The sequence below is a fragment of the Xanthomonas sp. AC360 genome, from assembly GCF_979258225.1.
In genome coordinates this window covers 4,845,388-4,862,866 of the sequence record NZ_OZ409846.1, presented here as the reverse complement: position 1 = coordinate 4,862,866, position 17,479 = coordinate 4,845,388, and the positions used below count along the sequence as shown (strand labels likewise).

Annotated in this window: 17 protein-coding genes and 1 other RNA gene; 2 read left to right on the top strand and 16 right to left on the bottom strand. The window is 64.6% G+C overall.

Annotation, left to right across the window (positions count from 1 at the left end; genetic code table 11):
- Positions 1-14 precede the first annotated feature (14 nt).
- Complete coding sequence (locus ACZZ0O_RS20905; protein WP_463592503.1) at positions 15-719, top strand: HutD/Ves family protein; 705 nt, start codon at positions 15-17, stop codon at positions 717-719.
- A 166-nt stretch (positions 720-885) separates the two neighbouring features.
- Here the strand turns inward: ACZZ0O_RS20905 and ACZZ0O_RS20900 are convergent.
- The 16 genes from ACZZ0O_RS20900 to ACZZ0O_RS20825 form a co-directional block, all read right to left on the bottom strand.
- Positions 886-960, bottom strand: a non-coding RNA gene (locus ACZZ0O_RS20900) — sX9 sRNA.
- 238 nt (positions 961-1,198) lie between these two features.
- A complete protein-coding gene (locus ACZZ0O_RS20895; protein WP_463591748.1) occupies positions 1,199-2,815 on the bottom strand; it encodes a sulfite reductase subunit alpha in 1,617 nt (538 codons plus the stop codon).
- Complete coding sequence (locus tag ACZZ0O_RS20890) at positions 2,812-3,786, bottom strand: FAD:protein FMN transferase (protein WP_463591747.1); 975 nt, start codon at positions 3,784-3,786, stop codon at positions 2,812-2,814. The genes ACZZ0O_RS20895 and ACZZ0O_RS20890 overlap by 4 nt, the downstream gene beginning before the upstream one ends.
- 231 nt (positions 3,787-4,017) lie before the next feature.
- A complete protein-coding gene (locus ACZZ0O_RS20885) occupies positions 4,018-4,821 on the bottom strand; it encodes a DUF4198 domain-containing protein (protein WP_463591746.1) in 804 nt (267 codons plus the stop codon).
- Between the two features lie 169 nt (positions 4,822-4,990).
- A complete protein-coding gene (locus ACZZ0O_RS20880; protein WP_463591745.1) occupies positions 4,991-5,506 on the bottom strand; it encodes a DUF2271 domain-containing protein in 516 nt (171 codons plus the stop codon).
- 21 nt (positions 5,507-5,527) lie between these two features.
- Complete coding sequence (locus ACZZ0O_RS20875) at positions 5,528-6,166, bottom strand: PepSY-associated TM helix domain-containing protein (RefSeq protein ID WP_463591744.1); 639 nt, start codon at positions 6,164-6,166, stop codon at positions 5,528-5,530.
- Positions 6,167-6,172: 6 nt separating this feature from the next.
- Positions 6,173-6,931, bottom strand: coding sequence for a tetratricopeptide repeat protein (locus ACZZ0O_RS20870; protein ID WP_463591743.1), 759 nt, complete (start codon positions 6,929-6,931; stop codon positions 6,173-6,175).
- Positions 6,924-7,610, bottom strand: a complete 687-nt coding sequence (locus ACZZ0O_RS20865) for a Fe2+-dependent dioxygenase (RefSeq protein WP_463591742.1) — start codon at positions 7,608-7,610, stop codon at positions 6,924-6,926. Before ACZZ0O_RS20865 ends, ACZZ0O_RS20870 begins: the two co-directional genes overlap by 8 nt.
- Before the next feature lie 48 nt (positions 7,611-7,658).
- The gene (locus tag ACZZ0O_RS20860; RefSeq protein WP_463591741.1) at positions 7,659-9,977 is read right to left on the bottom strand and encodes a TonB-dependent receptor; all 2,319 of its coding nucleotides are present in this window, start codon (positions 9,975-9,977) and stop codon (positions 7,659-7,661) included.
- A gap of 337 nt (positions 9,978-10,314) precedes the next feature.
- Entirely contained in the window at positions 10,315-10,644 is a 330-nt protein-coding gene (locus ACZZ0O_RS20855) for a non-heme iron oxygenase ferredoxin subunit (protein WP_311239277.1), read from the bottom strand.
- Positions 10,641-11,180 (bottom strand): GNAT family N-acetyltransferase, encoded by a 540-nt coding sequence (locus tag ACZZ0O_RS20850; RefSeq protein ID WP_115562544.1) that lies wholly within the window; start codon positions 11,178-11,180, stop codon positions 10,641-10,643. The genes ACZZ0O_RS20855 and ACZZ0O_RS20850 overlap by 4 nt, the downstream gene beginning before the upstream one ends.
- 168 nt (positions 11,181-11,348) lie before the next feature.
- Positions 11,349-12,593: a cysteine desulfurase gene (locus tag ACZZ0O_RS20845; RefSeq protein ID WP_463591740.1), complete on the bottom strand. Its 1,245-nt coding sequence runs from the start codon at positions 12,591-12,593 to the stop codon at positions 11,349-11,351.
- Complete coding sequence (sufD, locus tag ACZZ0O_RS20840; protein WP_115513485.1) at positions 12,590-13,852, bottom strand: Fe-S cluster assembly protein SufD; 1,263 nt, start codon at positions 13,850-13,852, stop codon at positions 12,590-12,592. Before sufD ends, ACZZ0O_RS20845 begins: the two co-directional genes overlap by 4 nt.
- A complete protein-coding gene (gene sufC / locus ACZZ0O_RS20835; RefSeq protein WP_104614542.1) occupies positions 13,852-14,616 on the bottom strand; it encodes a Fe-S cluster assembly ATPase SufC in 765 nt (254 codons plus the stop codon). Before sufC ends, sufD begins: the two co-directional genes overlap by 1 nt.
- 259 nt (positions 14,617-14,875) lie before the next feature.
- Entirely contained in the window at positions 14,876-16,333 is a 1,458-nt protein-coding gene (sufB, locus tag ACZZ0O_RS20830; RefSeq protein ID WP_463591739.1) for a Fe-S cluster assembly protein SufB, read from the bottom strand.
- A 15-nt stretch (positions 16,334-16,348) separates the two neighbouring features.
- Positions 16,349-16,807, bottom strand: a complete 459-nt coding sequence (locus tag ACZZ0O_RS20825; RefSeq protein WP_115513484.1) for an SUF system Fe-S cluster assembly regulator — start codon at positions 16,805-16,807, stop codon at positions 16,349-16,351.
- Positions 16,808-16,980: 173 nt separating this feature from the next.
- Here ACZZ0O_RS20825 and ACZZ0O_RS20820 point away from each other — a divergent pair, with 173 nt between their 5' ends.
- Complete coding sequence (locus tag ACZZ0O_RS20820; RefSeq protein WP_055849656.1) at positions 16,981-17,448, top strand: SET domain-containing protein; 468 nt, start codon at positions 16,981-16,983, stop codon at positions 17,446-17,448.
- The last annotated feature ends 31 nt before the right edge of the window (positions 17,449-17,479 follow it).

Here is a 17,479-nt window from a genome sequence, read left to right as displayed (position 1 = left end):
GGCACAATGCGCAGATGCAGCTGACAGACCTGAGCAGCCGGGTGATTCCGGCCACCGAGTACCGCCGCGAGCGGTGGCGCAATCAATTGGGTTGGACACGCGAGATCCTGCGGCTCGGGAAATCCGAGGCCTGGGCATTGCGGCTGTCGATTGCCGAGATCGAACAGGACGCTGCGTTTTCCGCATTTCCGGGGATCGACCGCGAATTGGTGCTGCTGCATGGAAACGGCATGCGCCTGCAGTTTGGCGACGGTGAGCTTGATTCCGGCGATGGTGTTGCGCGTGCTGATGGCCTGATCACAGATACACCTACTGATGACGGTGATGCTGGCGCACGCGTCGCTGGCGCCGGTCGTGTCGTCGAATTGCTGCCGCCCTACCAGCGTGTCCGATTCGCTGGCGAAGAGACGGTCGGTGCGACTTTGCTCGATGGGCCGACGCAGGACTTCAATCTGATGTGGCGCCGCGATCTGCTGCACACCGAACTGCTGCATCGCCCCTTGGTCGGCACCATGCTGTTCTTCGCGGATCCGGGCAGCGCCTGGGTCATCCACCTGTTGGCGGGCCAGGCCAGCTTTGGGCGCGACAGTGGGCTACCGCCCCTGGCTGCGGGCGATACCGCATGGCTGAGCGCATCGACGCGAACCCGTTACGTGCTCGATGGCGGCGGCGAGCTACTGGCGATCCGGGTGAGTCCGCTTGCTGTCGCCTCTGATTAGCAGGTCCGGGCAGTTGAGAGTGTTCTTGCTTGCATTGAACGGCCGAGGTGTAGATGCAAGTGCAAGTAAAAGCGCAGCCAGTGAACCGGGTAGTTAGCAATTCGGATTGCTACGTGTCACGTGCACTGTCTGCGTCGAGGACTAAAGAGGCTGGCAACAAGAAAGAGGCTGACAACAAGTAGCGAGCACTCGTCTGGTGGGTGTGAACGGCGCGCAGGGACTAGAGTGTGAGTGCACACACCGATGCCGAGCAACGGCCGCGGCCGTCTGGCAGCTGCACAGTCGTTTTGTAAGCTGCTTTTAGCGAACTCGCAGAACTGCAGCAACGTGCCGAAGCGTGCCGATACAGAGCACGGTTGCCGACAAACGAGCGTTGCTGCATGCAGGATTCGGATGCCATGTCTGCCTGCCCACGATCGCCACGTGATGGCAGCACTCCACTCTGCCAAGCTGCAATCGTCAGCCTGCAGGCTTGTTGTTCAATACACGTCGCGGCGGTAGCGGCCGCTGCGGAGTAGTTCTTGCCTGACCTCGGTGCTCAGCAGCGTGTCGAGGGTACGGTCCACTTCGGGTGCCATACCGCGCAGGCTGCCGCAGAGATAGATGCAGGCGTCGCGGTCGATCCACTGCCGCAGGCGATCGCTGGCAGCGGCCAATGCATGTTGTACGTAACGTACCGACAGGTTGTTGTCTCGCGAGTACACCAGGTCCAGATGCGCGATCCAGCCATCGTGTTGCCACTGCTGCAGTTCGTCGGCATACAGCGCGTCGTGCGCGGCATTGCGTTCGCCAAAGATCAGCCAGTTGTCGCGCGCACCGGCTGCGATGCGCGCGCGGAGATGGGCGCGCAAGCCGGCGATGCCGGTGCCATTGCCGATCAGCAGCATGGGCTGCGCGGGTGCGGGTGGGTGGAACCCAGGATTGCTGCGCAGGCGCAAGGCAATCTGCGTGCCGACGTGAGCATGCACGCACAGCCAGCCGCTGCCGATCCCAAGATGCCCGTCGGCATGCCGGTGTTCGCGGATCAGCAGTTCGGCGTGGCCCTCTTCGCTGATCGATGCGAGCGAGTACTCGCGATGCGGCAGCGCGATCAGGCTATGCGCCAAGGCGGTCGCATCCGATGACGCCAAGACGTCTATCTCTGCATCGGTCGGCAGTTGCGAGCAGCCAAGCCAGTCGCGCAGCGTACGACCGTCGATGATGTCCGAGCCATCGCGTCGATGACGCTGCAACCAGGCGTCGACACGCTCCGGTGCGTTCTGCGGCGCGATCTCGGCGATGTCGCCAGCACGCCATGGCGGCAGCGGGCCATCGATGGGCGTGAGGCGGAGCCGATGGATCGGTGCGCCGGCACTGCCTGGATTGACGTGGACGCGTTCGCGCAGCTGCCAGGCCGTGTAGGTCGGCACGCTCCAGTCGGGTTGCTCGGCAAGTGCAGGTGCCAATGCCGACAGACGCTGCTGCCATTGCTGCAATGCGCGCGGGTCGGCATTGTCGACCTCGATGCGCTCGAACAGGCGGGTGCCGCCGCGCGCGTGCAGGCGGTCATCGAGATGGCGGCCGAACGCGCAGAATTGCGTATACCGACGATCGCCGAGTGCCAGCACCGCGTACTGCACGGCGGCCAGATCCTGTCCGCTGTCGGCGAGCCAGTGACGCGCCGCAGCCTGTGCGTGATCCGGTGCATCGCCTTCGCCGGTGGTGCTGACGATGCATAGCAAACGCGGCACGGGCGCGAGCTGCTCGGCAACCACCGCCTCCAGCGGGAGTGCGTAGGCACCGATCCCTGCCGCTTGCAAGGCTGCAGCGCTGCGCTCGGCCAGTTCGCGTGCGAATCCGGTCTGGCTTGCCCACACGATCAGCATGCCGCTGCTGTCGCCGTGCAACGTGTTGGCACGTGCCCGGCGGCGCAGCAAGACCGCCGCGCACAGCATGGCGTACGCGGCCATTCCGACGCCTGCCCATTGCAAGCGATGTGGTGTCGGTGCGCTCCACCAGGCACCGTCATGCAGGCTGGCAAGCCATCCGATAAGCGTCGCCAGGGCGAGCAACAGTGCTCCGTTACCCATCCACACGCGTGGGCTTATGGCGCTCATGACGCCGCCAGATGTTGCTCGAACGCCGGGCTTATCGCTTCATGCAAGCTGCCATCGTGTCGCGTCAGAAAGCGCACTGCCAGATCGGTCTTGGTGGCATAGGCAAGCCCTGCATCGGTCCCGAGCACGGTCATTGCGGTGGCCCAGGCATCGGCCTGCATGGCATCGCGCGCGAGCACGGTGACGGCGGCAGGCGCATGCGGAATCGGTGCTCCAGTGCATGGATCGAAGGTGTGCGCGTAGCGCATGCCGTCGGCATCGAAGCGGTGCCAGCGATCGCCCGATGTGGCGACTGCCAAGCCATCCAGCGTGAGCACACGTGCCGGCAATGTGGCACCGGCGTCTTCGTCGGGTGCGGATTCGACCAGCACACGCCACGCGCTGCCATCGGGTTTGCATCCATAGCCGAATAATTCGCCGCCAACGTCGATCAAGGCGCTGGCGATGTCGGCCTGTCGCAATGCGTGCTGCACGCAGTCCACCCCGAAGCCTTTTGCGATGCCGGATAGATCCAGTGCGACGGCGCCGGGTTGCAGCACACGCTGGCCATCCAGAGCCAGGCGTTGCCAGCCACAGCGCAGGCCGGCCAGCGCGATCTGTTCGGGCGAGGGCACACGGCGTCGGCCGCCGGAGGCGCCAAAGCCCCACAGTTCGACCATCGGCCCGACCGTGGGGTCGAACGCGCCGTCGCTGGCCTGCGCGATCTGCAGCGCGGTGCGCAGCACGGTGAAAAAGTCATCGGGCAATGTCTGCCACTGACCGGCCGCGGCACGGTTGTAGCGGCTGATATCCGAGTCCGCTTCCCAGGTGCTCATTTGCGCGACCACGCGATCGAGCGCTGCCTGGATACGCGCATGCAGGGGATGCAGGTCGCGCGCACGCGGCGCCACCAGCTTGACGCTCCAGGTGGTGCCCATACTGCGGCCGCCCAGGGAGGCAACGGCGTCATCTGCGGAAGAAACTGGGTGCATGCGTGGACCGGTCGAGCAGGTGCTGCCTGAGGCAGCCATGGTGACGCGCGAGCGTGTGGTTTGCATCACGCGGTGTGGTCTTTGAAACAGCGAGAGATGCACCGATTGGACGCCGCGCATACCGCACAGGCGGCAAGTGGTACACGCCGAACGGCAGGTGCCGCTTCCACATCGGCGCTGCATCGCCACTGCGTTAGCCGCAAGGTCAACGCAGTGGCGGGCATGCGGCGATTACTGCGGCAACACTTCCAGCGTTACCACGTAGCCCAGGCGCCGTTGTTTGGCCTGCGGCAGCGAGGTCTTGCTGTCTTCGCTGGTGGTTTCCAGCCAGTACATGCCCGCTTCCGGCCAGGTCACGCTGAAGCCACCCTTGGCGTCGGTCTTGAGCTTGATTTCGTTCTGCGCATCGCGATAGCGCGTGCCGCCACGCACGATCTCGATCTCCAGCCCTGCTGCCGGCTTGCCATCCAGCTGCAGGGTGAACTGCGCCGCTTCACCGGCGACCAGGTCGTTGGGGTGGGTCACCGGCACCAGCTCGATGCCCTTGCCGCTGGGTTTGAACGCGGTGGTGGTCGGTGCGCCGCGGGTCACGAAGGTTTCCACGCGGTTGAGCGATTGCGACACCTGCAGCTCCTTCGCGTCTTTCGGCACTTCGGTGGCAAAGCTTGCCTCGTTGCCGCGCCAGCGCTTGGGCTTGCCGTCTTCCTTCCAGCTGGCGAACAGGCCAGCGTTGACGATGCTGAGCTTGTAGGTGCCGGGCTGGGTGAGCTGCAGGTCGAACACGCTGCGGTACTTGCCGGTTGCCGGGTTTTCCGGCTTGAGCGCGCTGCCATCGGGAGCGGTGATGCTCAGGTTATCCAGGCGCAGCGGCACGTGATTGAAGTAGAACAGGTCGTTGGACACCGCCGCATCGACGGTGATCCACGGTGCTTCGCCGGCCAGGACGGTTTGCGATGGCAGTAGCCAGGCCTTGTGGGCGAACGCGCTGACGGGAAGTGAGGCCAGCAGGGCGATCAGGACATGCGAACGTTTCATGACAACTCCTTGAAGAGCGATAAGGCGGGTGGGTCACGTGTCTGATCAGCGCACTGCGGCGCTGCGTGGATGCGTGGGTAACGAAAGTCGATACGCGTCTGCGCCACGTAGCGCGCGCGTCATGGGCACGGATGCATGCACGGCGGCACCGCATCCGCGCCCATCTGCATCAGGGCTTTGCGATCAGGCTCACCGCGCCGAGTTCGCTGCTGCCGCTGGCCTTGGCAGATTGCGCCGAGGTGGCCGGCCAGGTGAAAGGCACCTTGACCAACTCGCGGCCACCGACTTCGCGCGCAGCTTCCACCACCAGGGTGTACTGGCCGGCCGGTAGCGACTTCAGCGCGCCCTTGGTGTTGGTGAACGACAGCGCATGCGCGCCGGCAGGCCGGGTGGGGCCGGTCACGCCATCGACCGGCACCTCCAGCGTGCGGCCGCTCTTACGCCACCACTGGCGCAGATCCGGCAGCCACTTGGTGCCGTGGCCTTCGGCGGTGTCCTTGGATTGGTACCAGACCGCCAGATTGGCGGCGACCTTCTGGTCTGCGCCTTCCAGCCAGATCGCCACGTACGGGCGGTGGTATTCGGCGACATTGAGCTTGGGGATTTCGACGTTGATGTCGAGCGTGGCCGCATACGCCGGCATGGCGAGCAGGCCGCTCAGAGCGATGGTCAGGGTGGCGCGCATGATCGTCTCCGGTGAGTAGGGTCAGTGGATCAACAGCAAGGCAAGCAGCAGCGGAATCAGCAGGCCCAGGCCGACCAGCGGCCAGGTCATGCTGCGCTGACGCGCATGCAGGTGCAGCAGGAACAGGCCGGTGATGCAGAACACCAGGCAGGCGATGGCGAACACGTCGATGAACCAGCCCCAGGCCGGCCCGGCGTTGCGTCCTTTGTGCAGATCGTTGAGATAGGCGATCCAGCCGCGCGTGGTGTGTTCGTATTCGATCGCGCCGGTGCTGCGGTCCAGGCTCAGCCAGGCATCGCCACCGGGGCGGGGCAGGGCGACATACAGCTCGTCGGGCGACCACTCTGCATTGCGGTTGCCGATGCTGATCTCCAGTTCGCGACCCAGCCACTGCGCCACGCGCGGCGGCAGCGGTGCATCGCCGTCCTGGCGCGTGCCCAAGGTCTTCAACAGCGCTGGCGGCAGGGTGAGCGTGCGTTGCTCGGTGGACGGGCTGGCTTCGATGCGCGCGGCATGATTGAGGGTGAGCCCGGTAACCGTAAACAGCAGCATGCCGATCAGACACAGCGCCGAACTGATCCAATGCCATTGATGCAGCATGCGCAGCCAGAAGCCGCGGCGTTGCTGCGCAGTGGCGATGGTGTCGTTGGAAGCGGGCATGCCGATTTATGCCACGTCTGCGGGAACGGGCGGCTGCATTTGCGACTGTCGCGCGGCCACATCGCTGAGCAAGGCGCGCAGGCGTGGCTGCGGTGCGTTGGCCAGCACGGGCGTGAGCTGACGCAGGAACCCGGCGTGCCCGCCGCCGATCGCGCGTCGCATCCAGTATTCGGCCTGATCGAGCGCGCCTTCATCGGCAAGCAGCGTTGCATAGCTGGCCTGGCCGCGAAAATCGCCCGCCTCTGCGGCGCGGCGATACCACTGGCGCGCGGCAAGCGGATCCGCCGCGCAGGCCAGGCCCTGGTCGAGATAGCGCGCCACAAAATTCATCGACTTGGCGTGACCACGTTCGGCCGCGGTGCGATACAGCGTCAATGCGTGTGCCTGGTCCTGCGCCACGCCGCGCCCGGAGGCGTACAGATGCGCCAGGTTGTACATGCCCCATTCCAGGCCGTGCTCGGCGGCGCGGCGATACCACAACGCAGCCAGCACCTCGTTGATGGCGGTGCCAAAGCCCAGTTCGTGGCAGCGGCCCAGTTGGTTCATCGCTTCCGGATGCCCGGCATTGGCGGCCACTTCGTACCACAGCATCGCCATGGCCGGATCGGCGGTAATGCCGCGGCCTTCGGCATACAGCTGTGCGAGCAGCAGTTGTGCAGTCACATCCTGACCGGCGGCGGCCTTGCGCAGCAACGCGACCGCTTGGCTAGGCTGGGTCTGCAGCAGTGCCATCAGCAGGGCTGGGTCAATCGCAGGCTCAGACATCGGCCCACTGCCGCAGCAGGTTGTGATACACGCCGGTGAGCTGGATCAGCGACGGATGCCCGGGCGTGTCCTGGGTCAAACGACGGATCGACACATCCAGTTCGAACAACAGGCGGCGCTGCGCATCGTCGCGCAGCATGCTTTGGATCCAGAAGAACGAGGCGACACGCGTGCCGCGCGTTACCGGCATCACTTTATGCAGGCTGGTGCCGGGGTAGATCACCAGGTGCCCGGCCGGCAGCTTCACCGACTGCGTGCCGAAGGTATCTTCGATCACCAGCTCGCCACCGTCGTAACTGTCCGGGTCGCTGAGAAACAGCGTGCCCGACACATCGGTGCGGACCGGCTCGGCACCGCCGCGGCTGCGGTCGTAACGCACCGCGTTGTCGACGTGATACCCGAACGACTGCCCGCCGCTGTAGCGATTGAACAACGGCGGATAGATCCGACGCGGCAGCACCGCCGAAAAAAACGTGCTGCTGCGGGAGAGCGCCTCCAGCACCAGTGCGCTGGCCTCGCGCGCTGCGGCGCTGTCCTCGGACAACTGCGCGTTGTCCTTGGCCTGCGCCGATTGATGGCCAGCGGTAATGCGGCCGTCTGCCCAGTCGGCCGCGTCCAGCCGCGCGCGCAACTCGCTGAGCTGCATGGGCGTCAAGACATCGGGAATGGGCAGCAGCATGCGGCGCTCTCCACGCCGTCCGCAGGGTGCGGGCGGCGTGCCGGAAGGTTAGAAACTAAAGGTAGCGTTCAACACCGCCGAGCGGCCATCGCCCGGCAACGCCCAACCACTGCCGGCGGTGACGGTACCCGCGGCGTTGACGGTGAGGTTGTTGCGGATGCTGGTGTAGTACTCCTTGTCGAACAGGTTGTTGACGTTCAACTGCAGGCTGAGCCAGTCGTTGACGCGCAGGCCGACCATCGCACGGTGCACCCAGTACGCGTCGGTCTTGCGGTAGACCGCGGTCGAGGTGTTGTTCGGGTAGAAGCTGCCCTGGTAATTGACGCCGTAGCCGAAGGTCCACTGGTTAAGCGCGTAGGTGGTCCACAGATTGCCGGCATTGCGCGGGGTCTGCACCAGTTCGCGCCCGGCAATCGGGTCGCCAGTGAGGCTGGCGGTACGGTTGGACACGCTCTGCAGCACTTCGCTGTCCAGGAAGGTGTAGTTGGCGAAGACCGACCAGTGCTCGGTCAGGTAGCCGGCTGCGCCCAACGCGATACCGTCCACGCGCGCCTTGCCGTCGAGCACCTGCTCGGGAATCAGCGGGTCGCCGCTATTGACCTTGTAGTTTTCGCGCTCGTTGCGGAACACCGCAGCGGTCAGCGCCAGGCGCTCGTTCAACACGTCCCACTTGCCGCCCAGCTCGATGTTGACTGCACTTTCCGGCTCAACATTGCAGTTGGCGCCGGCGGTGGCGGTGGCGATCGGCGTGCACGAGCCGTTGACCGACGCCTTGGACGGGGTCTTGCTGTTGGCGTAGGACAGATACAGGCTGGCGTTGTCGACCGGCTTGAACACCAGACCGGCGCGGTAGGAGAACAAATCCTCCTTGCTGCCCGCCGGGAAGCCCGGGGTCACGCCGGTCACGCCGCCGGTGGCATTGACGGTGTAGGTGGTGGTGTCGCCTTCGTTGTGTTCGTAACGGCCGCCCAGGTTGAGCATCCATTGCTCGTTGAACTGCAGCGTGTCGAACAGGTACACCGCCTGATTGGTCAGGCTGCCCTTGCTGCGGCCGGTGCGGAAATAGTTCTGCGGGCCGGTCCAGATGTTGTACGGGTTGTCGAAGGTCTGCAGCGGGTAGGTGATGCCGGTGGTGGAGCCGTCGGCATTGCGGAAGATGCTGCCGCTATCGAGTTCGAAGTCTTCCTTGCTGAAGGCCACGCCGGCGACCACGCGGTGCTCGATGGCGCCGGTGTGCAGGGTGGCGGTCAGGTCGGTCTGGCTATGCGCGATGAAGTTTTCGGTGTCACGCACCAGCCCGCGCGGGCCGCTGTTGGGGTTCCAGGTGGACGGCGGCTGGCCGACGCAGGCGCGACCGGTGTAGGCGTTGGTGTTGTTTGGCAGGCACCAGGTGCCTTCCGGCGCGGTGGCCGAGGTGGTCTGATCTACGCGCTGCAGACGCGCAAGGCTGCGCAGCTTGACGTTGTCGTCAAAGTCCATTTCCAGCACACCGGTCAGCATGTCCACGTCGATCTCCTGACGCGACACATTGCGATAGCCGTAATAGGTTTCGCGGTCCACGCCCGGCAGCGGGCCATCGTTGAACGGGCTGAGCGCGAACGGCACGCCGTACTGCGGCAGGTTGTTGTCGTGCTGGTGCAGGTAGCTCAGCGTGAAGCGCGTATCCGAGCCCAGGCCGAAGGCGATCGACGGCGCAAAGCCCCAGCGATGGCGGAATTCTTCATCGCGGCCCGGTACGTCCTGGGTGTGGCCCATGGCGTTCAAGCGCACGGCGGTGCCGTTTTCGAAGTCGTAGTTGCTGTCGACGGTGAGGCGGCCATAACGGTCGCTGCCGCCGCCGATCAGCACGTTGGTGAAGTCGCCTTGCCCGGCGGCCTTGGTCACCAGGTTGATGTTGCCGCCGACCGAACCGGCACCGGACATCGCCGAGTTGGCGCCGTTGATCAGCTCCACGGACTCGAGGTTGAAGGTATCGCTGCGGCTGTACTGCGCGCTGTCGCGCACGCCATCGGTGGTGATGTCGCTGCTGGCGGTGAAGCCGCGCAGGTTGATGCTGTCGCCATACCCGCCGCCGCCTTCGCCTGCGCCAAAGGTGATGCCGGGCAGGGTGCTCAGCACATCGCGCAGCGACAGCAGATTCTGCTGGTCCATGGTCTGCTTGGTGACAACCGTGATGGTCTGCGGGGTGTCGCGCAGCGCTTCGGTGTACTTGGGCGAGGACGGTTTTTGCGCACGTTCCTGCTGCACCCGGATGGCATCCAGATCCACCGCACCCGGAGGCGCCGGCGCATCGCCAGGCTGGGCGAACGCGGGAGCGGATAGGGTCAACAGTACGGCCGAAGTGAGCGGGGAAATCCTGGGAGTCATGAGACGTCTCGAAAAGGAAAGCGGTGCTCCGGCCTGGCGATGGCTCGGCGGATGCGGAAGGGTGTGCGTGCATCGCTAGCCCGTGGCGCCCGGCTGGCGTCCACCGCACGCGCCGTCGCGCCGCGCTGGAAAGCGCAGGCGAGCAAAACGCAGATCGGAGGTGTCGGACAGTGCAGGGCGCATGGGATCGCAGGGCAGGTCAGATGTTAAGAAGACCTGAAGGGCTGCGATCTTAAATGCAAATCATTCTTCTTTGCAATCTTTGCCGACCGGAGGCGTCCGCCGGAAACGATAGGGCGGCCTGTCGCGTGGAAAATCGCCGTTCGACGCCACCGCGCTAGCGGTCGTCGCGGGTCCAGATGCCGTCGAGCTCGCGCTTGACCGGGAACTTGGGCACGGCGGTGTAGGCGGGCGCGCATAACGGGCGGCCATCGCGGATATCGAAGCGGGCGCTGTGCAACAGGCATTCGATAGTGCCGGCGACCGGGTCGAAGCTGCCGGGCGACAGCTCGTAATCTTCGTGGCTGCAGCGGTCTTCCAACGCGTACAACTCGCCGTCGAGATTGAACACCACGATCGGCGCGTCGGTGACGGCATCCCACGCTGTCTGCAGTTCGCCGGGCAGCAGCGCGTCGCTTGCGCAGACGAAGGTCCAGGTCTCGCTCATGGCGCGGCGCCGTCCAGCGATTTTTCCAGCACTTCGAAGCGTAGATCCTGCCGCAGTGGCACGCCGAAGCGTTCGTCGCCATACGGGAACGGCTTGAGGAGGCCAGTGCGGCGATAGCCGCGTCGTTCGTAGAAGGCGATGAGTTCGTTGCGCACATCGATCACGGTCATGCGCATCACCGGCAGCTTCCATTCGGCGTCCACGATGCGTTCGGCTTCGGCCAGCAGCGTCTTGCCGATGCCGCTGCCTTGCAGCGACGGGTCCACCGCGAACATGCCGAAGTATCCCGCGCCGCCGTCGTCGGCGATATGTGCGCACGCCAGCAGGCGCCCATCCTGCTCGACCAGCAACACCAGGCTGCGCTCGCGCAGGATGTCCTGACGCAGCACGGCCGGGTCGATGCGGGCGCCGTCAAGAATGTCGGCCTCGGTCGTCCACCCCACGCGGCTGCTGTCACCGCGATAGGCCGAGGTCACCAACTGGACAAGGGCGTCGATGTCATCGACGGTGGCAGTGCGGAATGTGGTGGTCTGCATGAGGGCGGGGATTTGGGAGTGGGGATTGGGGATTCGTAACAGCGTAGCGAAGTTTGGCGCTTTTGAATTCCCGCGTGAATAGTAGGGCGATGGAAGTCCGGCACCCCTCGGTGACATGCTTTTGCGATTCCCGATTCCCGATTCCCGATTCCCGATTCCCGATTCCAATCAGCCCAGTAGGCGACGCACCTTCACCAGCGCGGCGACAAAACGCTCGATCTCGTCATGCGTGTTGTAGAACGCCAGCGATGCGCGACAGGTTGCGGCAACGCCGTAGAACTGCAGCAGCGGGTGCGCGCAGTGCTGGCCGGAGCGCACCGCCACGCCTTCCAGATCGAGCAGGGTGGCAAGATCGTGCGAATGCGCGCCGTCGATCAGGAACGACACCACCGCGGCTTTGTCGGGCGTGGTGCCGAAGATGCGCAGGCCATCGATCTGCTGCAGCTCTTCGGTGAAGTGCGCCAGCAGCTCGGCTTCGCGCGCTTCCACATGCTCCAGGCCGATCGACTCCAGATAATCCACCGCTGCGCCCAGGCCGATGAAGCCGGCGATGTTGGGCGTGCCGGCTTCGAACTTGTGCGGGGCATCGTTGTACACGGTGCCTTCGAAGCTGACTTCCTTGATCATTTCGCCACCGCCCAGAAACGGCGGCATGGACTGCAGATGTTCGCGACGCGCCCACAGCGCGCCGGTGCCGGTGGGGCCGCACATCTTGTGGCCGGTGACGGCGTAGAAATCGCAGCCGATCGCGGCCACGTCGATGCGCCGATGCGGTGCGGCCTGCGAGCCGTCCACCATGGTGACGATGCCGCGCTTGCGCGCGTCGCGGCAGATCTCGCGCACCGGGTTGACCGTACCCAACACGTTGGACACATGGGTGATCGCCAGCAGTTTGACGTCCGGCGTCATCGCCTTGCGCAAGGCATCCAGATCCAGCGCGCCCTCGGGGGTGATCTCGGCTACGCGGATGCTGGCACCGGTGCGCTGGGCCACCAGCTGCCACGGCACGATGTTGGCGTGGTGCTCCATGCGCGTGATCAGGATGACATCGCCTGGTCCCAGACGCGGCAATGCCCACGAATACGCCACCAGATTGATCGCAAAGGTGGTGCCGCTGCACAGCACCAGCTCGTCGGCGCGCACATTGAGAAAGCGCGCGAGTTTGCTGCGTGCGCCTTCGAAGGCATCCGTGGCTTCGCTGCCCAGCGCATGCACTGCGCGGCTGACATTGGCGTTCTGGCGCCGATAGAACTCGTCGGTCGCGGCAATCACCTGCAGCGGCTTTTGTCCGGTGTTGGCGTTGTCGAAATAGATCAGCGGCTTGCCATGCACCTGCCGCATCAGCAGAGGGAAATCCGAACGGACGCGTTCCCAATCCGGGGCGCTGCCCTGAGTGACGGCAGGTGCATTCATGCCACGCCCGCCGAATTCAGGGCGCGGTCCAGCTGCAGGGCCAGCACGGCACTCAACGCAGCCGGCAGGACCCGCAACGGCTCGTGGCAGAACGCCGCACTCAGCAAACGCTGCGCCTCCGCTTGCGGCAGGCCGCGCGAGCGCAGATAGAACAAGGCGTTGTCATCGAGCTGACCGACAGTGGCGCCATGCGCTGCCTGCACTTCGTCGGCGTCGATCACCAGCACCGGCTGGGTATCGATTTCGGCATTGGAAGAGAGCAGCAGATTCTTGTTGGACAACCGCGCGTCGGTGCCATCGGCGCCCTGACGGATATGGATGCCGCCATGGAATACCACGCGGCTGCGGTCGGCACCGACGCCGCGCCAGACCAACTCGCAGGCGGTGTCGCGGGCAATGTGTTCGATGCCCAGGCGCGTATCGACATGGCGGCGACCATTGCCCAACAGCACGCCATTGGCGGTGAGCTGGGCGTTGCTGCCTTCCAGGCGCACGTTGAGTTCGTGCCGCGACAGGCCGGCGCCCAGTTCCAGATCCACGCGCTGGTAGCGCGCATTGCGTGCCAGCACGGCATCGGTGCGCAGCAGTGCGGTGGCGTGCGCGCTATCGGCCTGCACGCGCGCATGCGACAACACCGCGTCCTGCGCCAGATGGACATGCATCACGCTGTTGTCCAGATGCGCCGCATCGCCGACATGCAGATGATGCTCGACCACATTGAGCGCTGCGCCGGCACGTACTTCGATCAGATGCCGGTAATGCCAGGACAGATCGTGCTCGCTGGCCACGCTGACAAAGACGATATGCAGTGGCAGTTCGATCTGCGCGCCGTCTTGCACGCGCACCAGCACGCCTTCGTCGGCCAGCGCGGCATTGAGGCGGGCAAAGATCTCGTCGCTGCCTTCGAAACGGCGGCCGAGCAAGTGCTTTGCGTCATCGCCTGCGGCCAGTGCGGCCGACAAGGTGTCCAGCTGCACGCCGTCCGGCAAGGTCGAAACATCGCTCAGCGCTGCGGAAGGGCGCCCGTTGACGAACACCAGCCGCGGCGCGGGGATCTCGTCCAGTACGGCGGCATCGAGCAGCGTCGGCACCAGCGGTGCCGGCTGAAAACTGCGCCGTTCCAGCTGACGCAGCGAGGTGTATTTCCACGCTTCGGCGCGCGGACCGGGCAGGCCGGTCTGCAGCGCTGCGTCGAGCTCGGCGCGGCGCGCATCGTCGCCACTGAAGCCGCGGGCCAGGGAGTCGAGCAGGGCGCTCATCAGGCAGCAACCTCGGGCACTACACGATCCTTCAGGAAGTGGTAACCGTGTTTTTCCAGTTCCAGCGCCAGTTCCGGACCGCCGCTCTGCACGATGCGTCCTTCGGATAGCACATGCACCACGTCCGGCTTGATGTAGTCGAGCAGGCGCTGGTAATGGGTGATTACCAGGAACGAACGCTCCGGCGAACGCAGCGCGTTGACGCCGTCGGCCACGCTCTTGAGCGCATCGATATCCAAGCCGGAGTCGGTTTCATCCAGGATGGCGAGTTTGGGTTCGAGCACGGCCAGCTGGAAGATCTCGTTGCGCTTCTTCTCGCCGCCGGAAAAGCCCTCGTTGACGCCGCGATGCAGCAGCTCGTCCTTCAAATGCAGCACCGCCAGCTTCTGCCGCACCAGCTTGAGGAACTGCATCGAATCCAGCTCCTCTTCGCCACGCGCTTTGCGCTGTGCATTGAGCGCGGCGCGCAGGAAATAGGTGTTGTTGACGCCGGGGATTTCCACCGGGTACTGGAACGCCAGGAACAGGCCGGCGGCGGCGCGTTCTTCTGGCGGCAGGTCGAGCAGGTTCTTGCCTTCGAACTGCACGCTGCCTTCGTTGACTTCGTAGCCGTCGCGGCCGGCCAGTACGTTGCCCAGTGTGGACTTGCCCGCGCCATTGGGCCCCATCAGGGCGTGCACCTGGCCGGGCTGGATGTCCAGCGACAGGCCTTTGAGAATGTCTTTGCCGGCGATGCTGGCGTGGAGGTTTTTAATGTTGAGCATAGTCGTATCCAGTGATTGAGCCCCTCTCCCGCCGGGAGATGGGTTGGGGTGAGGGGCGCCGCAAACAACTTGAAGGCGTCAGCGACTAATGAACGCGTCGCCGCGCGCCATTGAAGTGAGCATCCGGGAGCTCTTCGAGTATTTACCTTGACTGGCGCGTGGCGACGCGTTCGTCATAGCCAATCTTTTCGAGATCCTCCTGGCGCCCCTCATCCGGCGCTGCGCGCCACCTTCTCCCGAAGGGAGAAGGAAAAGGGTGTCAGCCGACGCTGCCTTCCAGCGAGACTTCCAGCAGCTTCTTGGCTTCCACGGCGAACTCCATCGGCAGCTCGCGGAACACCTGCTTACAGAAACCGTCGACGATCAGCGACACCGCATCTTCCTGGCTGATGCCACGCGCGCGGCAATAGAACAGCTGGTCGTCGCTGATCTTTGAGGTGGTGGCCTCGTGCTCGACGGTGGCGCCGGGATTCTTCACCTCGATATAGGGGAAGGTGTGCGCGCCGCATTGCTTGCCGATCAACAGCGAATCGCACTGGGTGTAATTGCGTGCGCCATCGGCGTTGCGATCCACCTTGACCAGGCCGCGGTAGGTGTTCTGCCCACGCCCGGCACTGATGCCCTTGCTGACGATCTTGCTCTTGGTGCGCTTGCCGATGTGGATCATCTTGGTGCCGGTGTCGGCCTGCTGACGATGATGGGTTAGCGCCACCGAGTGGAACTCGCCCACCGAATCGTCGCCGAGCAGCACGCACGACGGATACTTCCAGGTGATCGCCGAGCCGGTTTCGACCTGGGTCCAGGTCACCTTGCTGCGGTCGCCACGGCATTCGGCACGCTTGGTGACGAAGTTGTAGATGCCGCCAACGCCGTTTTCATCGCCCGGGTACCAGTTCTGCACCGTCGAGTACTTGATCTCGGCGTCTTCCAGCGTCACCAGTTCCACCACCGCGGCATGCAGCTGGTTTTCATCGCGCATCGGCGCGGTGCAGCCTTCCAGGTACGACACATAAGCCTTGTCTTCGCACACGATCAAGGTGCGCTCGAACTGGCCGGTATGGCCGGCATTGATGCGGAAATAGGTGCTCAATTCCATCGGGCAACGCACGCCCTTGGGAATGAACACGAAGCTGCCGTCGGAGAACACCGCCGAGTTGAGCGCGGCGAAGTAGTTGTCGCCCACCGGCACCACGCTGCCCAGGTATTGCTTGACGATCTCCGGATGCTCTTTGATCGCCTCGGACATCGAGCAGAAGATCACGCCCTTTTCGGCCAGTTCCTTGCGGAAAGTGGTGCCGACCGAGACCGAATCGAACACCGCATCCACCGCAACGCCGGCCAGCCGGGCACGCTCATGCAACGGCACGCCGAGCTTGTCGTAGGTGTCCAGCAGTTCCCTGGGCACATCGTCCAGCGAGGCGTACTTCGGGCCCTTGGGCGCGGAGTAGTAGCTCAATGCCTGGAAATCGATCGGCGCGATCTTGAGCTTGGCCCATTCGGGCATCGGCATTTTCAGCCAATGGCGGTAGGCCTCAAGACGCCAGTCGGTCATCCATTGCGGCTCGTCTTTCTTGGCCGACAACGCACGGATGGTGTCTTCGTCCAGACCGGGCGGGAGCGAATCGGATTCGATCTCGGTGATGAAGCCGGCGTCGTAGCGTCGGCCCAGCCGTTCGAGGATCTGCGCATTCTGCGGGGGAGCAAGTTCGGTGGCCATCGGGCTGCCTACAGGTCAGGTGGTCGCGACGCGTGCGGCGATGGAACGCCGACGGCTGTCGCCAGGGAGAGAGAGGGGCTGCAACATTTGCGCAAGCGTGACCCGACGCAATGCGTCGCCGACCACGTCGTTGATCAAGCGCCAGTTGGAGCGCACGCCGCATGTCTGCGCGATGCCGCACTGGCTGTGGTCCTGGCTGCATTCGGTGATCGCCAACGGGCCTTCCATTGCCTCGACGATCTCCACCAGGGTGATCTGGCTTGCATCGCGCGCAAGCCGGTAACCGCCGTGCACACCGCGCAGGCCTTCCACCAGCCCGGCTTGCGACAACGGCTTGAGGATCTTGCTCACGGTCGGTGCTTCCAGGCCCGCCTGTTCGGCCAGTTCGCTGGCGCTGAGCACTTCACCGCTGCGCGCGGCAAGCACGGTCAGCACGACGGTGGCGTAATCGGTGAGTTTGGTGACGCGCAACATGGGCGAGCAGAAAACCTTAAAGCGGACCGAAATTGTACTCTTTCCGGCAGGGCGGGGCCAACCGCCCGGTTCAGCCACCGGCAAGCGCAGGCCGTTGCAGGCGGTGGTGCGCTTGTGCTTGGCGCACGGACGCGCTGCGGTCACAATGAGCGGCCCCATCACTGGACCCTTACATGTCGCGCAAAGTTGCCGCCCGCAAGTCACGTATCCACGGCAATGGCATGTTCGCCCTCGCCCCGCTCCGCAAGGGCGAGCGCATCATTCAGTACAAGGGGCGCCTGCGCACGCACGCCGAAGTGGACGCCGACGACACCGGCGACGTGGAAAGCGGCCACACCTTCCTGTTTACGCTCAGCGACGATTACGTGCTGGATGCCAACTACGAAGGCAATGTCGCGCGCTGGATCAACCACAGCTGTAATCCCAATTGCGAAGCGGTGATAGAAGAAGCCGAAGGCGACGATCGCAGCAAGGACAAGATCTTCATTGAGGCCAAGCGCGCCATCAAGGCTGGCGCCGAGTTGACCTACAACTACGGCATCACGCTGAGCGAGCGCCACACGCCGCGTCTGAAGAAGATCTGGGAATGCCGATGCGGCTCCAAGAACTGCACGGGCACGATGCTGCAGCCCAAGCGCTGAGCCTGGCGAAGCGCACTGCGCGCTGACGCGA

Bases quoted from the DNA above. Each gene is read 5' to 3' on its own strand.
- ACZZ0O_RS20905 (WP_463592503.1), top strand. From the start codon at position 15: ATGCAGCTGACAGACCTGAGCAGCCGGGTGATTCCGGCCACCGAGTAC.
- ACZZ0O_RS20895 (WP_463591748.1), bottom strand. From the start codon at position 2,815: ATGAGCGCCATAAGCCCACGCGTGTGGATGGGTAACGGAGCACTGTTG.
- ACZZ0O_RS20890 (WP_463591747.1), bottom strand. From the start codon at position 3,786: ATGCACCCAGTTTCTTCCGCAGATGACGCCGTTGCCTCCCTGGGCGGC.
- ACZZ0O_RS20885 (WP_463591746.1), bottom strand. From the start codon at position 4,821: ATGAAACGTTCGCATGTCCTGATCGCCCTGCTGGCCTCACTTCCCGTC.
- ACZZ0O_RS20880 (WP_463591745.1), bottom strand. From the start codon at position 5,506: ATGCGCGCCACCCTGACCATCGCTCTGAGCGGCCTGCTCGCCATGCCG.
- ACZZ0O_RS20875 (WP_463591744.1), bottom strand. From the start codon at position 6,166: ATGCCCGCTTCCAACGACACCATCGCCACTGCGCAGCAACGCCGCGGC.
- ACZZ0O_RS20870 (WP_463591743.1), bottom strand. From the start codon at position 6,931: ATGTCTGAGCCTGCGATTGACCCAGCCCTGCTGATGGCACTGCTGCAG.
- ACZZ0O_RS20865 (WP_463591742.1), bottom strand. From the start codon at position 7,610: ATGCTGCTGCCCATTCCCGATGTCTTGACGCCCATGCAGCTCAGCGAG.
- ACZZ0O_RS20860 (WP_463591741.1), bottom strand. From the start codon at position 9,977: ATGACTCCCAGGATTTCCCCGCTCACTTCGGCCGTACTGTTGACCCTA.
- ACZZ0O_RS20855 (WP_311239277.1), bottom strand. From the start codon at position 10,644: ATGAGCGAGACCTGGACCTTCGTCTGCGCAAGCGACGCGCTGCTGCCC.
- ACZZ0O_RS20850 (WP_115562544.1), bottom strand. From the start codon at position 11,180: ATGCAGACCACCACATTCCGCACTGCCACCGTCGATGACATCGACGCC.
- ACZZ0O_RS20845 (WP_463591740.1), bottom strand. From the start codon at position 12,593: ATGAATGCACCTGCCGTCACTCAGGGCAGCGCCCCGGATTGGGAACGC.
- sufD (WP_115513485.1), bottom strand. From the start codon at position 13,852: ATGAGCGCCCTGCTCGACTCCCTGGCCCGCGGCTTCAGTGGCGACGAT.
- sufC (WP_104614542.1), bottom strand. From the start codon at position 14,616: ATGCTCAACATTAAAAACCTCCACGCCAGCATCGCCGGCAAAGACATT.
- sufB (WP_463591739.1), bottom strand. From the start codon at position 16,333: ATGGCCACCGAACTTGCTCCCCCGCAGAATGCGCAGATCCTCGAACGG.
- ACZZ0O_RS20825 (WP_115513484.1), bottom strand. From the start codon at position 16,807: ATGTTGCGCGTCACCAAACTCACCGATTACGCCACCGTCGTGCTGACC.
- ACZZ0O_RS20820 (WP_055849656.1), top strand. From the start codon at position 16,981: ATGTCGCGCAAAGTTGCCGCCCGCAAGTCACGTATCCACGGCAATGGC.